This is a genomic window from Kitasatospora sp. NPDC032757, from assembly GCF_055579305.1.
The window spans coordinates 583,643-598,646 of the sequence record NZ_JBVINN010000001.1 but is presented as its reverse complement, the minus strand read 5'-3'; the positions used below and the strand labels follow the sequence as shown (position 1 = coordinate 598,646).

General features: G+C 72.9%; 14 protein-coding genes. 13 read left to right on the top strand and 1 reads right to left on the bottom strand.

What is annotated here, in order from left to right:
* Positions 1-109 precede the first annotated feature (109 nt).
* Entirely contained in the window at positions 110-631 is a 522-nt protein-coding gene (locus ACZ5WK_RS02685; protein ID WP_465544180.1) for an LppU/SCO3897 family protein, read from the bottom strand.
* A 660-nt stretch (positions 632-1,291) separates the two neighbouring features.
* Between ACZ5WK_RS02685 and argC the strand changes: the two genes are divergently transcribed.
* The 13 genes from argC (at position 1,292) to cbiE (ending at position 14,999) form a co-directional block, all read left to right on the top strand.
* On the top strand, positions 1,292-2,320 hold the full coding sequence (argC, locus tag ACZ5WK_RS02680) for an N-acetyl-gamma-glutamyl-phosphate reductase (RefSeq protein ID WP_465544178.1): 1,029 nt from the start codon (positions 1,292-1,294) through the stop codon (positions 2,318-2,320).
* The gene (argJ, locus tag ACZ5WK_RS02675; protein WP_465544177.1) at positions 2,317-3,486 is read left to right on the top strand and encodes a bifunctional glutamate N-acetyltransferase/amino-acid acetyltransferase ArgJ; all 1,170 of its coding nucleotides are present in this window, start codon (positions 2,317-2,319) and stop codon (positions 3,484-3,486) included. The genes argC and argJ overlap by 4 nt, the downstream gene beginning before the upstream one ends.
* Positions 3,487-3,566: 80 nt before the next feature.
* Positions 3,567-4,442 carry an acetylglutamate kinase gene (argB, locus tag ACZ5WK_RS02670; RefSeq protein WP_465544357.1) on the top strand — a complete coding sequence of 292 codons (876 nt, stop codon included), beginning with the start codon at positions 3,567-3,569 and terminating at the stop codon, positions 4,440-4,442.
* The gene (locus tag ACZ5WK_RS02665) at positions 4,439-5,665 is read left to right on the top strand and encodes an acetylornithine transaminase (protein WP_465544175.1); all 1,227 of its coding nucleotides are present in this window, start codon (positions 4,439-4,441) and stop codon (positions 5,663-5,665) included. Before argB ends, ACZ5WK_RS02665 begins: the two co-directional genes overlap by 4 nt.
* 23 nt (positions 5,666-5,688) lie before the next feature.
* Complete coding sequence (locus tag ACZ5WK_RS02660) at positions 5,689-6,237, top strand: arginine repressor (protein ID WP_396321724.1); 549 nt, start codon at positions 5,689-5,691, stop codon at positions 6,235-6,237.
* Positions 6,238-6,594: 357 nt separating this feature from the next.
* Positions 6,595-8,034, top strand: a complete 1,440-nt coding sequence (gene argH, locus ACZ5WK_RS02655; RefSeq protein ID WP_465544173.1) for an argininosuccinate lyase — start codon at positions 6,595-6,597, stop codon at positions 8,032-8,034.
* 109 nt (positions 8,035-8,143) lie between these two features.
* Complete coding sequence (locus ACZ5WK_RS02650; RefSeq protein WP_465544171.1) at positions 8,144-8,401, top strand: sigma-70 RNA polymerase sigma factor region 4 domain-containing protein; 258 nt, start codon at positions 8,144-8,146, stop codon at positions 8,399-8,401.
* 452 nt (positions 8,402-8,853) lie between these two features.
* On the top strand, positions 8,854-9,357 hold the full coding sequence (locus ACZ5WK_RS02645; RefSeq protein WP_148647623.1) for a GNAT family N-acetyltransferase: 504 nt from the start codon (positions 8,854-8,856) through the stop codon (positions 9,355-9,357).
* A 574-nt stretch (positions 9,358-9,931) separates the two neighbouring features.
* Entirely contained in the window at positions 9,932-10,957 is a 1,026-nt protein-coding gene (locus ACZ5WK_RS02640; protein ID WP_465544169.1) for a methionine ABC transporter ATP-binding protein, read from the top strand.
* On the top strand, positions 10,954-11,700 hold the full coding sequence (locus tag ACZ5WK_RS02635) for a methionine ABC transporter permease (protein ID WP_396321720.1): 747 nt from the start codon (positions 10,954-10,956) through the stop codon (positions 11,698-11,700). The genes ACZ5WK_RS02640 and ACZ5WK_RS02635 overlap by 4 nt, the downstream gene beginning before the upstream one ends.
* 56 nt (positions 11,701-11,756) lie before the next feature.
* Positions 11,757-12,584, top strand: a complete 828-nt coding sequence (locus tag ACZ5WK_RS02630) for a MetQ/NlpA family ABC transporter substrate-binding protein (protein ID WP_465544166.1) — start codon at positions 11,757-11,759, stop codon at positions 12,582-12,584.
* A 203-nt stretch (positions 12,585-12,787) separates the two neighbouring features.
* A complete protein-coding gene (locus ACZ5WK_RS02625) occupies positions 12,788-13,450 on the top strand; it encodes a GNAT family N-acetyltransferase (RefSeq protein WP_465544164.1) in 663 nt (220 codons plus the stop codon).
* A gap of 286 nt (positions 13,451-13,736) precedes the next feature.
* Positions 13,737-14,999 carry a precorrin-6y C5,15-methyltransferase (decarboxylating) subunit CbiE gene (gene cbiE / locus ACZ5WK_RS02620; RefSeq protein ID WP_465544162.1) on the top strand — a complete coding sequence of 421 codons (1,263 nt, stop codon included), beginning with the start codon at positions 13,737-13,739 and terminating at the stop codon, positions 14,997-14,999.
* Positions 15,000-15,004 lie beyond the last annotated feature (5 nt).

The following is a 15,004-nucleotide window of genomic DNA, read 5'->3' as shown; positions in this document are numbered from 1 at the left end:
GGGCCGGTACCCGCAGGTGGCCGGGCGCTTCGGCCGGCGACTCTGCAGCACAGGGAGAACGGCCCGGCCGGTGCCTCGCCACGGGACGAACGGCCCGGCCGGTGCCTCACTACGGGGCGAAGACCGTGCCCGGCTTCTGCTTCAGGCTCTTCAGGCAGAGGGTGTACTTGTCGCTGCCCCGCTTGTAGGTGAAGTAGCCGTCGGCGTCGGGGAAGGACTTCCGGCACACGCTCTCGCCGTCGTTGGTGTCGTCCTCGCGGCCCACGACGCGGGCCTCGGCCCTCGGGTCGGAGCAGGGGACCACTGCGACGTCGGGGTTGCTGTCGACGGCACCGGGCACGACGATCGAGTGGTTGTTGTGGATGCAGTCGCCGGCCTTGGCGAACTCGGGGTCGCCCTTCTCCACGAGGACGATCAGCGAGACCAGGATCACCGGGATGAGCGCACCGAAGATCGCGGGCCGCAGGTACACCGGCTTGCCCGGGTTCATCGGCGGGCGGGGCGCCCCGGGCAGCGGCTCCGGCAGCTTGTTGACCTTCAGGCGCTGCGGGATGTTGATCAGCATGACGATGGGGTTGACGATCATCGAGGGTATGCCCCACCAGCCCTGCCAGAGGCTGTCGGAGGTCATGTCGCGGTGCGTGGCGATGCCGCAGTTGCGACAGTACGGTCCCCGGCGCTTCAGGTACTTCAAGATCACGATGAGGCCCAGGTGCCCGCGGAAGGTCGCATTCACGGCGGGGACGGAGCCGCACTGGCGGCAGCTGAGTTGTCCCTCGCCGTGGACGGGCAGGTCCGGGGCTGTGGCGGCGGAGACGGGCTCGGTGGGCGCGGCGCCGTGGGGCAGCTCGGCGGACTGAATGGAAATGGTGAATCCCCCGTGATGATCAAGAGTGTTTGCCTCCGAAACCTAGCGCTGCTCGAACGTCAGGAGGCGTGATCGGAGCCTCGGTGGACGGAAGGTCGCCGAACCGTGATCACAAATCGGCCGATCGATGCCGAAACTCCCCGGGCGCGAGACCCGGACGCTCGAACGCGCCGTGGCCGAGCGCTTCGGCCGGCGGGACGAGCCTCTGGCCGGCGGGGGCGGCGGCTGCGCCGGGGCGAATCGGGTCCTCGGACGCCGTCGGCGCGCCGACCGGGCCGATGCCACGCGCTCAAGTCGCCCGGTCGGCCGCTCATCGGCCGACCGAAGCGCCCCGTCACACCGCCCCGGGTGGGTTCGCCGGATGCTCCTTGCATGAATGTTCCGTACTGCGTATATTCATGCCACGACGAAGGAGGGAACGCCATGGCATTGCGAGTCGCCGTCGCCGGCGCGAGCGGATACGCGGGCGGTGAGGTGCTGCGCCTGCTGCTCGGCCACCCGGAGGTGGAGATCGGGGCGCTGACGGGCGGCTCGAACGCGGGCGCCAGGCTGGGCGCGCTGCAGCCGCACCTGCTGCCGCTCGCCGACCGGGTCCTGGAGCCCACCACCCCCGAGGTGCTGGCCGACCACGACGTGGTGTTCCTGGCGCTGCCGCACGGCCAGTCCGCCGCGGTCGCCGAGGCGCTCGGCGGCAACGTGCTGGTCGTCGACTGCGGAGCCGACTTCCGGCTCAGGGCCGCGGCCGACTGGGAGCAGTTCTACGGTTCCGCGCACGCCGGCACCTGGCCGTACGGCCTGCCCGAGCTGCCCGGCCACCGCGCCGCGCTCAAGGGCAGCAACCGGATCGCCGTGCCCGGCTGCTACCCGACCGCCGTCTCGCTGGCGCTCTTCCCGGCGTACGCGGCGAAGCTCGCCGAGGCCGAGGCCGTGATCGTCGCCGCCTCGGGCACCTCCGGCGCCGGCAAGGCGGCCAAGACGCACCTGCTCGGCAGCGAGGTCATGGGCAACGTCAGCGCCTACGGCGTGGGCGGCGTCCACCGGCACACCCCGGAGATGTCGCAGAACCTGACGCCGGTCGCGGGCGAGCCGGTCACCGTCTCCTTCACCCCGACCCTCGTGCCGATGCCGCGCGGCATCCTCGCCACCTGCTCCGCCAAGGCGAAGCCCGGTGTGACGGGCGAGAGCCTGCGCGCCGCCTACGCCGAGGCGTTCGCCGGCGAGCCCTTCGTCCGCCTGCTGCCCGAGGGCCAGTGGCCGCAGACCAGCAGCGTCTACGGCTCGAACGCCGCCCTGGTCCAGGTCGCCCTGGACGAGACCGCCGGGCGGATCATCGCGATCAGCGCGATCGACAACCTGGTCAAGGGCACCGCCGGCGGCGCGGTGCAGAGCATGAACATCGCCCTCGGCCTTCCCGAGGAGCTCGGCCTCCCCCTGAACGGAGTCGCACCGTGACCGAGAACGTCAACGTCGGCGTGACCGCCGCCAAGGGCTTCCGCGCCGCCGGCGTCACCGCCGGCATCAAGGCCTCCGGCACCCCGGACCTCGCCCTGGTCGTCAACGACGGCCCCTCGCTCGCCGCGGCCGGCGTCTTCACCGCCAACCGGGTCAAGGCCGCCCCCGTGCTCTGGTCCGAGCAGGTCCTCAAGGGCGGCGTGCTCTCCGCGGTCGTCCTCAACTCCGGTGGCGCCAACGCCTGTACCGGCCCGCTCGGCTTCCAGGACACCCACGCCACCGCGGAGAAGGCCGCCGAGGAGCTGAAGGTGAACGCCGGCGAGGTCGCCGTCGCCTCCACCGGCCTGATCGGCGTCCGCCTCCCGATGGACATCCTGCTGCCCGGCGTCGCCCTCGCCGCCCAGGAGCTCAGCGCGACCGGCGGCGAGGCCGCCGCGATCGCCATCAAGACCACCGACACCGTCCACAAGACCGCCCAGGTGACGAAGGACGGCTGGACGGTCGGCGGCATGGCCAAGGGCGCCGGCATGCTCGCCCCGGGCCTGGCCACCATGCTGGTCGTCCTCACCACCGACGCCGACCTCGACGCCGCCGCCCTGGACGCCTCGCTGCGCGGGGCCACCCGCACCACCTTCGACCGGATCGACTCCGACGGCTGCATGTCGACCAACGACACCGTGCTGCTGCTCGCCTCCGGCGCCTCCGGCGTCACCCCCGGGCAGGCCGAGTTCGACGAGGCCGTCCGCACCGTCTGCGCCGACCTCGCCCGCCAGCTGATCGGCGACGCCGAGGGAGCGAGCAAGGACATCCGGATCGACGTGACCGCGGCCGCCAGCGAGGAGGAGGCCGTCGACGTCGCCCGCGTGATCGGCCGCAACAACCTGCTCAAGTGCGCCCTCCACGGCGAGGACCCGAACTGGGGCCGCGTCCTGGCCGCGATCGGCACCACCTCCGCCGCCTTCGACCCGGACCGCCTCGACGTCGCCATCAACGGCGTCTGGGTCTGCCGGGACGGCAGCGTGGGCGAGGACCGCGACCTGGTCGACATGACCGGCCGCGAGGTCGTGATCACCGCCCGCCTGAACGCCGGCGGGGCCGCCGCCACCCTGTGGACCAACGACCTCACCGCCGACTACGTGCACGAGAACAGCGCCTACTCCACCTGACACCTGAGCCGGGGACCACAACAGTGCAGATCGCACCCAAGGGCGAACAGGCCCGCAACAACACGGCGTTGCCCAAGGCCATGACGCTGATCGAGGCGCTGCCCTGGCTGGAGCGCTTCCACGGCAAGACCGTCGTGATCAAGTTCGGCGGCAACGCCATGGTGGACGAGAGCCTCAAGGCGGCCTTCGCCCAGGACGTGGTCTTCCTGCGCTACGCCGGCCTGCACCCCGTGGTGGTGCACGGCGGCGGCCCGCAGATCAGCGCCCAGTTGGACAGGCTCGGCCTGGAGTCCTCCTTCACCAACGGTCTGCGGGTCACCACCCCGGAGACCATGGACGTGGTCCGGATGGTGCTGGCCGGCCAGGTCCAGCGCGAGCTGGTCGGGCTGCTCAACGGCCACGGCCCGTTCGCCGTCGGCATGACCGGCGAGGACGCGCACACCATGACCGCGGTCAAGCGGTACGCGGTGGTGGACGGCGAGCAGGTCGACATCGGCCTGGTTGGGGACATCGTCAACATCGAGGCCGGCGCCGTGAAGGCGCTCATCGCCGACGGCCGCATCCCGGTGATCTCCTCGATCGCCCGCGGCGCGGACGGCCACGTCTACAACATCAACGCCGACACCGCGGCCTCCGCCCTCGCGGTCGCGCTCGGCGCCGAGATGCTCGTCGTCCTCACCGACGTCGAGGGCCTCTACAAGGACTGGCCCGAGTCCGACGACGTGATCAGCCAGCTCAACGCGAGCGAGCTGGAGGAGCTGCTGCCCGGGCTCGCCAGCGGCATGCTCCCCAAGATGGAGGGCTGCCTGCGCGCCGTCCGCTCCGGCGTGGGCACCGCCCGCGTCCTGGACGGCCGGGTGCAGCACAGCCTGCTGCTGGAGATCTTCACCGACGAGGGCATCGGCACGATGGTCGTGCCGGACGACGAAGCGACCGTGACCGGGGGACTGGCATGACGACCGACGAGGCGCAGCCGATCAGCAGCGCACAGCTCACCGACCGGTGGCAGCACGCGTTCACCGACAACTACGGCACCCCGCGGATCCCGCTGGTCCGCGGCGAGGGCGCCAGGCTGTGGGACGCGGACGGCAAGGAGTACACCGACCTGCTCGGCGGGATCGCCGTCAACGCCCTCGGCACCGCCCACCCGGCCGTCGTCGAGGCGGTCACCCGGCAGATCGGCACCCTCGGCCACGTCTCCAACCTCTTCATGGCCGAGCCGACCATCGCCCTCGCCGAGCGGCTGCTGAAGCTGGACGGCCGGGCGGGCGGCCGGGTCTTCTTCTGCAACTCCGGCGCCGAGGCCAACGAGGCCGCCTTCAAGATCAGCCGGCGGACCGGCCGCACCCACATCGTGGCACTCGAGGGCGGCTTCCACGGCCGGACCATGGGCGCCCTCGCGCTCACCGGCCAGCCCGCCAAGCAGGCGCCGTTCCTGCCGCTGCCCGGCGACGTCACGCACGTCCCGTTCGGCGACATCGAGGCGCTGCGGGCGGCCGTCACCACCGAGACCGCCGCCGTCTTCCTGGAGCCGGTCCAGGGCGAGAACGGCGCCGTCCCGCTGCCCGACGGCTACCTGGCCGCCGCCCGCGAGATCACCCGCGCCACCGGCACCCTGCTGATCCTGGACGAGATCCAGACCGGCATCGGCCGCACCGGCCACTGGTACGCCCACCAGGCCTTCGACGGCGTCGAGCCGGACGTCGTCACCCTCGCCAAGGCGCTCGGCGGCGGCCTGCCGATCGGCGCGGTCCTCGCCTTCGGGGACGCCGCCGGGCTGCTCACCCCGGGCCAGCACGGCACCACCTTCGGCGGCAACCCGGTGGTCGCGGCGGCAGCGCTCGCGGTGCTCGACACCATCGAGTCCGAAGGCCTGCTGGAGCACGTGCGCAAGCTCGGCGAGCGGCTGCGGGAGGGCATCGAGGCGATCGGCGACCCGCTGGTCTCGCACGTGCGCGGGGCCGGCCTGCTGCTCGGCATCGTGCTCACCGAACCGGTGTCCGCCAAGGTCCAGGCCGCCGCCCAGGAGGCCGGCTTCCTGGTGAACGCGGCCGTCCCGGACGCCGTCCGGCTGGCGCCGCCGCTGGTGCTCACCGAGCAGGAGGCGGACGTCTTCCTGGCCGCCCTGCCGGAGATCCTCCGGACGGTGCGGGAGAACGCCCCGGCCGATGCGAGCTGAGCGTAGTCCGGGAGAATAATCACATGACCGCACCCAACTCCGGCCAACCCGCCGCCGGCCCGTCGCCGCAGGTCCCGCAGACCCGGACCGCGCGCCACCGGCGGATCGTGGACCTGCTCACCCGCCAGCCCGTGCGCTCGCAGAGCCAGCTCGCCAAGCTGCTCGCCGACGACGGGCTGGTGGTCACCCAGGCCACCCTCTCCCGGGACCTGGACGAGCTGGGCGCGGTGAAGATCCGCAACCGGGACGGCGCGCTCATCTACGCCGTCCCGGCCGAGGGCGGCGACCGCACGCCGCGCGCACCGATGGGTGAGTCGGCCAGCGAGGGCCGGATGGCCCGGCTGGCCGGTGAACTCATGGTCTCCGCCACCGCCTCCGGCAACCTCGTCGTGCTGCGCACCCCGCCCGGCGCCGCCCAGTTCCTGGCCTCCGCGATCGACCAGGCCGAGGTCTTCGAGATCATCGGGACCATCGCCGGCGACGACACCGTCCTGCTGATCAGCCGGGATCCGGCCGGCGGCCAGGCCCTGGCCGACCACCTGATGCAACTGGCCCAGGCCAAGGCGCAGTAGGCACGTTCCGCTCCCGTGGGCCCGGTGATCCGGGCCCACGGCCGGTTCCGGACCCGGCGGCCCTCTCGGGTCCGGCCGTACCTCCGGGCTCCGCAGTACTTCCGGGCCCGGGTGGGCCCGAACCGGGCCGGTGGCCGGTCCCGCCGGCGGTCCTTCCCCACGTCCCGTCCGGGGTTGTGAGTTTCATACGGTGTAGTGCATACTTATGCCAATCACCGTAAACCTGTTCACCCAGCTGTGAAGGGGAGAGCCGTGACCGAGCGCGTCGTACTCGCCTGAACCGCCCTCCCGGGTCCGGCCGCCCCCACGGCGGGACCCACCCCCTCCTCCCGTAGTCCTGTGTAAGGAGCCCTAGCGATGCCTGCCGACCAGAACGCCGCCAGTAACGGTCCTGAGCTGCGCCTCTGGGGCGCGCGCTTCGCCGACGGCCCGTCCGAGGCGCTGGCCAGGCTCTCCGCCTCCGTGCACTTCGACTGGCGCCTCGCGCCGTACGACATCGCCGGCTCCAAGGCCCACGCCCGCGTCCTGCACAAGGCCGGCCTGCTCGGCGACGCCGAACTCGACGCGATGCTGGCCGGGCTCGACCGGCTCCTCGCCGACGTCGAGGCCGGCACCTTCACCGGCACCGTCGCCGACGAGGACGTCCACACCGCGCTGGAGCGCGGCCTGCTGGAGCGCCTCGGCGCCGAACTCGGCGGCAAGCTGCGGGCCGGCCGCTCGCGCAACGACCAGATCGCCACGCTCTTCCGGATGTACCTCCGGGACCACGCGAAGATCATCGGCGGCCTGGTCCTCGACCTCCAGCGCGCCCTGGTCGGCCTGGCCGAGGAGCACCCGGACACCGCCATGCCGGGCCGCACCCACCTCCAGCACGCCCAGCCCGTGCTCTTCGCCCACCACGTCCTCGCGCACGTGCAGGCCCTCGGCCGGGACGCCGAGCGGCTGCGCCAGTGGGACACCCGCACCGCCGTCTCCCCGTACGGCTCCGGCGCGCTGGCCGGCTCCTCGCTCGGCCTCGACCCGCAGGCGGTCGCCGCCGACCTCGGCTTCGAACGCGGCTCGGTCGGCAACTCCATCGACGGCACCGCCTCGCGCGACTTCGTCGCCGAGTTCGCCTTCGTCACCGCGATGATCGGGATCAACCTCTCCCGGATCGCCGAGGAGGTGATCATCTGGAACACCAAGGAGTTCGGCTTCATCACGCTCCACGACGCCTTCTCCACCGGCTCCTCGATCATGCCGCAGAAGAAGAACCCGGACATCGCCGAGCTGGCCCGCGGCAAGTCCGGCCGCCTGATCGGCAACCTCACCGGCCTGCTCGCCACCCTCAAGGCGCTTCCGCTCGCCTACAACCGGGACCTCCAGGAGGACAAGGAGCCCGTCTTCGACTCCTGCGACACGCTGGAGGTGCTGCTCCCCGCCTTCACCGGCATGATGGCCACCCTCACCGTGCACCGGGAGCGACTGGAGGAGCTGGCCCCGGCCGGCTTCTCGCTCGCCACCGACATCGCCGAATGGCTGGTCAAGCAGGGTGTGCCGTTCCGGGGCGCGCACGAGGTGGCCGGCTCCTGCGTCAAGGTCTGCGAGCAGCAGGGCATCGAGCTGGGCGACCTGACCGACGAGCAGTTCGCCGCCATCTCCGGGCACCTGACGCCCGAGGTGCGCTCGGTGCTCAGCGTCCACGGCGCGATCGCCTCGCGCAGCGGACGCGGCGGCACCGCCCCCTCGGCGGTCGCCGTCCAGCTCGGCGAGGTCAAGGCCGACCTGGCGCGCCAGGCCGAGTGGGTCCAGGGCTGACACCCGGGAGCCGACGGCAGGGGCGTGGCGGGGCGGCCGCCGCGCCCCTTTCGCGTGCACGCGACCGGCCGCCCGTAACCGGGCCCGCCCGTGCCCGGTCATGAACGGTATGTGCGCCAACCTTCCGTCCGTCCCCTCCGCCGAGGCCGTGGTGTTCGCCGCGCTCCGGCGCCGCCTCGTCCGCGAGGCGGTGGCCGCCCTGCCCGGCCGCTGCCCCCAGCTGGTCGCGGCCCTCGCCGAGGACCCGCCACCCAGCTACCGCGAACTCTCCGAACGCCTCGGCATGCCCCGCGGCTCCATCGGCCCCACCCGCTCCCGCTGCCTGGCCTGCCTCCGGGCCCTCCTCCACGGCGAGCGCTACGCCTGACCACCCGTCCGCCGCCGGGCGTGACCCGGGCCGGGCCCTGCGCCCCGCCGCCGGGCGTGACCCCGGCGTGTCGGCCCTGCGCCTGCGCCCGCCCGCCGCGCGGACCCGTTCCCCTCCCGCACGGATCCCCCGCCCCGCGCGGGCCCGTTCCCCCGTCCGCCCCCGGCCCTCCGTCCGGACGTGACCCTCACCACGTCCGGCGGCCGGGAGGTTGAGAGCAACTGACACGCGGGTAGAGCGCTGGCGAACGTAGCTCTTGACGGCCGCGCAATCGCTCGGATACTGAGCGTGAACGCGCCACGGCGTCGCGGGCCCCCCGGGCACCGCGGTCGGTACGTTCGTGCGCCACCCCCGGTCAGGGCGGATCCCCGGCCGGGACATCTCCGGCAGGGCATCCGGTGCGACACCCTCACGTTTGCGCGCCGGGCACGACATTGGGGAGGCCCCAGCACATGGGCATGAGCGTGATCATCTCGGCGGCGGACGCCGAGGACGCGGAGCAGATCCTCAAGCTCCAGTACCTCGGCTACCAGAGCGAGGCCGAGCTGTACGGAGACTGGACCCTGGAGCCGCTGACGCAGACCCTGGAGAGCCTGCGTGGCGAACTGACCGAACAGCACTTCCTGGTCGCCCGCCTCGGCGACGAGGTGGTCGGCACCGTCCGCGGCCGGACCGGCCCCGACGGCATCGCCCGGATAGGGCGTCTGGTCGTCCACCCCCGGATGCAGCGGCACGGCCTCGGCGGCCGGCTGCTGGAGGCGCTGGAGCGCCGCCTCGCGGAGGAGGGCCGCCCGGTGACCGCCTACCGCCTGTTCACCGGCCACCGCAGCCTCGGCAACCTGCGCCTCTACGCCCGCCAGGGCTACCGCCAGACCACCGTCGAGCAGGTCAACGGCCGGCTCAGCCTGATCCACCTGGAGAAGCCCGCCGCGGTCGAGCTCGCCGCCACCGCCTGAGCCCTCCCCGGGCCCCACTCGGCACCACCCGGCCCGGCGCCGCCACCATCCGGACGTTTCGGAGGCAGCGCCGGGCCATATCACTGCTGGTCACAGCGATGGGTGTCCGCATTGCGGACGGCTGATCCAAATAATTGGGACCAGGTCCGACCATCTGATTTACTGGCTCACATGACTGCGACGACGAAATGGACCCCCACCGGCACCCTGCCGGCAGGTGAGCGTGCCATGTGCCGTCGAATGTGTCACCGCTGAGGGCCACCGTTCCCGCCCCCCAGGCTCCGCCCGGGGTGCCCCCCACCTCGCGCCCCGAAGCGAGAAACGGCCGCTCCCGTCCTGAGTGAGCGCGCCCTGCCTGCCGCAGAGCAGTCCCCTCCATCCGCCTGCCCACGCCCGGGCAGGTGGCAGTCCCTGATGACTCGTAAGGGCCACGCCGTCGCGCGGCCCGGCCGCCCACCGGGGACGATCAAGGGGTGGCAGGTCCGGATCCCCCTGGCGTCACGCCGTCCATGTCGCCGACCGCAACCCGGTCCGGCGTCCGCACGCCGTCCGCCCCCGACCCACGGAAGCAGCTGTGATCACCACCACGGACCTCACGAAGGTCTATCGCTCCCGCGGCCGCGAGGTGACCGCCCTCGCCGGCGTCGACCTGCACGTGCGCCCGGGCGAGGTCTACGGAGTCGTCGGCACCAGCGGCGCCGGCAAGTCCACCCTCATCCGCTGCGTCAACATGCTGGAACGCCCCAGCTCCGGAACGGTCACCGTGGACGGCGTCGAGCTCACCGCGCTCGCCGGCGGCGAGAACCGGGCCGGCAAGGAGCTGCGCGAGGCCCGCCGCCGGATCGGCATGGTCTTCCAGCACTTCAACCTGCTGGCCTCGCGCACCGTCCAGCAGAACGTCGAGCTCCCGCTGGAGATCATCGGCCTGGACCGCACCCAGCGCCGCCGCAAGGCCGCCGAACTCCTCGACCTGGTCGGCCTCGCCGACAAGGCCCGCAGCTACCCCGGTCAGCTCTCCGGCGGCCAGAAGCAGCGCGTCGGCATCGCCCGCGCCCTCGCCGGAGACCCCAAGGTGCTGCTCTCCGACGAGGCCACCTCGGCGCTCGACCCCGAGACCACCCGCTCCATCCTCAAGCTGCTGCGCGACCTCAACCGGCAGCTCGGCCTCACCGTCCTGCTGATCACCCACGAGATGGACGTCATCAAGTCCGTCTGCGACTCCGCCGCCCTGATGCGCGGCGGCAAGGTGGTCGAGTCCGGCGAACTGACCGACCTGCTCGCCGAGCCCGGCTCCGAGCTCGCCCGCGAGCTCTTCCCGCTCAGCGAGTTCGGCACCGGCCACCCCGGCAGCACCGTGCTGGAGATCACCTTCCAGGGCGACACCTCCGCCCGGCCCTTCGTCTCCCAGCTCGCCCGCACCTACCAGATCGACATCAACATCCTCGGCGCCGCCGTCGAGACCATCGCCGGCCGCATGGTCGGCCGGATGCGGGTCGAACTGCCCGGCAGCCGCGCGGACAACGTGGTGCCCATCGGCTTCCTGCGCGAACAGGGCCTGCAGGTGGACGTGATCGAGGCGGCGAACGGAGCGGTGGCATGACCTGGGACCAGATGCAGGAACTGATGTGGCCCGCCACCTGGGAGACCCTTCAGATGGTCGGCGTCGCCACCGTCGGCACCATCCTGTTCGGGCTGCCGCTGGGCGTCCTCCTCGTCGTCACCGACAAGGGCGGCCTGCTGCAGAACCGGCCGGTCAACAAGGTGCTCGGCGCCGTCGTGAACGTCGCCCGCTCGGTGCCGTTCATCATCCTGATGATCGCCCTGATCTCCTTCACCCGCTGGCTGGTCGGCACCTCCATCGGCTGGGAGGCCGCGACCGTGCCGCTCACCATCGGCGCGATCCCCTTCTTCGCCAGGCTGGTCGAGACCTCCGTCCGCGAGGTCGACCGCGGTCTGGTCGAGGCCGTCCAGGCCATGGGCGGTTCCACCTGGACCATCGTGCGCAAGACGCTGCTGCCCGAGGCGCTGCCCGCCCTCGTCGCCTCCGTCACCACCACGATCATCACGCTGATCAGCTATTCCGCGATGGCCGGCGTGGTCGGCGGCGGCGGCCTCGGCACCCTCGCCATCAACTACGGCTACTTCCGCTTCGAGACCGCCTTCATGTGGATCATCGTCGCGGAGCTGGTGATCATCGTCACCGTCGTCCAGCTGCTCGGAGACTGGGCCGTCCGCAGCCTCGCCAACCGCGGACGCACCGGCGGCCGGACCCGCCTGCTCGGCCCGCGCGGCGGCACCCCTGCCGCCCCGGCCGCCCCCGACGAGGACCTCGTCGCCCCCTGACCACCCGCCGTCCGCACCGGACGCGGCTCCCCGCATCACGCAGAAAGGCACTTTTCGTGCGCAACGCCCTGAAGTTCACCAGCGTCCTCGCCACCGCCGGCATCGCCCTCTCCCTCGCCGCCTGCGGCAGCTCCGGCTCGTCCGGGTCCTCCGACCCGAACGCCCCGCTGACCGTCGTCGCCAGCCCCACCCCGCACGGCCAGATCCTCAAGTACGTCAAGGACAACCTCGCGGACAAGGCCGGCCTCAAGCTCACCATCAAGGAGGTCACCGACTACGTGACCCCCAACACCGCGGTGCAGGACGGCTCGGCCGACGCCAACTACTTCCAGCACGTCCCGTACCTGGAGGACTTCAACAAGAAGCACGGCACCCAGATCGTCTCCGTCGAGCCGGTCCACCTGGAGCCGCTGGGCGTGTACTCGAAGAAGGTCAAGGCCATCGGCGACCTCAAGGACGGCGCCACCGTCGGCCTGCCCAACGACGCCACCAACGAGGGCCGCGCGCTCAAGCTGCTCGCCGACAACAACCTGATCACCCTCAAGGCCGGCGCCGGCACCGCCGCCACCCCCGCCGACGTCACCGCCAACCCGAAGAACCTCAAGTGGAAGGAGCTGGAGGCCGCCCAGCTGCCCCGCTCCATCGACGACCTCGACGCCGCCGTCATCAACGGCAACTACGCCCTCGACGCGGGCCTCAAGCCCGCCGGCGACTCCCTGATCCTGGAGAAGGCCGAGGGCAACCCCTACGCCAACATCCTCGCCGTCAAGCAGGGCAAGGAGAACGACCCGCGGGTCAAGAAGCTCGCCGAGCTGCTCCACTCGCCCGAGGTCAAGAAGTACATCGACGACACCTTCCAGGGCTCCGTCATCCCGGCCTTCTGACCGACCCCGGCCCGGCACCACGGCCACGCACTCCCACGACCGGGCCCCCGCCGCACCTCGGCGGGGGCCCGGTCGGGCAGTATGCACCAGTGACGCCCTGACAGACCGCGTCTGACGTACCGTCGTCCGGTCCGTGCACCGCACGGCACCGGGGGCACCGGCGAGGCGTACGGTGTGTCCACGACCCGGCGAGGAGAGACGGCATGGCAGCGAGCTTCCCCGAGACCGCCATCAGCACCGAACGGCTGCTGCTGCGCCCCCTTGCGGAGGACGACGCCCCCGGCCTCGCCGAGATGATGGCCGACGAACTCGTCCTGGCCTGGACCGACGCCCCGCACCCCTTCACCGAGACCTACGCCGCCGAACTCGCCCGCACCCTCGCACCCGCCCACCGCGCGGCAGGCCGCGGCATCGTCTTCGCCGTCACCGAACACCTCACCCAGCGCCTCGTCGGCCTGGTCGAACTGCGCAACACCGACTGGCGGCTGCGCTCCACCGAGATCTCCTACGTCACCGCCCCCTGGGCACGCGGTGAGGGCTACGCGCCCGAGGCCGTCCTCGGCGTCGCCCAGTGGCTCTTCGAGGACCGCGGCTTCCTGCGGCTGGAAATGCGCACCGCCGCCGGAAACACCGCCGCCCAGCAGGTCGCCCAGAAGATCGGCTCCATCAGCGAGGGCGTGCTGCGCAGCGCCTGGATAGTGCGCGGCGAGTCCGGCGAGGTCACCGTGGGGGCGGCTCCCGGCCGCCAGGCCGGGGGAGAGAGCCGCAGCGACCTCATCCTGTGGAGCCTGCTGCCCGAGGACATGGAGAACCCGGCCGACCACGGGACGGGCTGGCCCGGCGACCGCTACGTCCTGCGGGACTGAGCCAGCTCGCACCGCCCCGGCCCCGGCGCACCCCTTCCGGCCCCGGCGCACCCCTCCCGGCCCCGGCTCTTCCGCCTCCCCTCGCGCCCCTCGCCGCCCCTCGCGCCCCTCGGCCCCCGCACCCGCGCCGCCCCTCGCCCCCCGCACCCGCGCCCCGCCGGCCCCGCGCGCGACGGACATGTGTGCGAGATGTCGGCGCCGATGGGATGGCACCCGGTAACCTCTGACCGGCGCCGCACGCGGGCGCCGCATGTCGGCGCACCGAGGCGAGGGAGAACAGCCGCAGATGGCTGACCGGATCACGGTCATCGGGTGGGACGGCACCCCGCTGACCGAGGCCGCCGGCGCGGCCCTCGCCGCGGCGACCCTGGTGGCCGGCGCCCCCTACCAGCTCAACGCCCTCCCGGTGCCGCCCGGCGCCGAACGGCTCGCCCTCGGCAACGTCCAGCTCGCCGCCCGCCGGATCGCCGAACACCGCGGCGCCGCCGTCGTCGTGGCCGAGGGCGACCCCGGCTTCTTCGGCGTCGTCCGCACCCTGCGCCGCCCCGAGTACGGTCTCGAACTCGAAGTCCTGCCCGCCGTCTCCTCGGTCGCCGCCGCCTTCGCCCGGGCCGGCATGCCCTGGGAGGACGCCCAGGTGGTCAGCGCACACGGCGGACGGCTGCGCCGCGCCGCCAACATCTGCCGGGCCAACCCCAAGGTCGCCGTCCTCACCGCGCCCGGCGCCGGGCCGAGCGAACTCGCGCTGATGCTGCGCGGGGTGCACCGGACCTTCGTGGTCTGCGAGGCCCTCGGCACCCCCGAGGAGGACGTCACCGTCCTCACCTCCGACCGGGTCGCCGACCACATCTGGCGCGACCCCAACGTCGTGCTGGTCATCGGCGGCAACGGCAGCGGCCCGCAGGCGGGCACGGTCGGCCAGGCGGCCGGCTGGCTGGCCGGACGCCCGGTCGGCTTCCCCGGCCCGGACCGCGGTTGGGCGCTCCCCGGCGACTCCTACGCGAGCGCCGGGAGCGCGGAGGACGCGCCCGGCGCATCCGGGACGCTCCCGGCGCACGTGCGCGCCCTGGTGCTGGCCCGTCTGGGTGCCCGCCCGGGGGACCTCGTCTGGTCGGTCGGCGCGGGCCACGGCGCCCTCGCCGTCGAGGCCGCCCGCTTCGGCGCCGCCGTGGTCGCGATCGAGGCCGACCGCTCGGCCTGCGCCCGGCTCACCGTCAACGCCCGCCGCTACGGCGTCGAGGTGGAGACCGTCCACGGCAGCGGCCCCGAGGTGCTCGGCGGTCTGCCGGAGCCGGACGCCGCCGTCGTCGAGGCCGGCGGCACCGTGGTGGTGCGCGCCGTCCTGGCCCGTCGGCCCGAGCGGTTCGTGGCCGTCGCCCACGGCCTCGCCGAGGCGGACGGGATCCGCCGCGCCATCGCCGAGGCCGGCTACCGGCCGGACGGCGCGTTGCTGCAGGCCACGCCGCTGCAGGCGGACGGGACGGGCGCGCTGCGGCTCGGCACGGGAGAGCCGGGCGTGCTCCTGCTCTGGGGTGAGCAGATCGTGTGAAGACG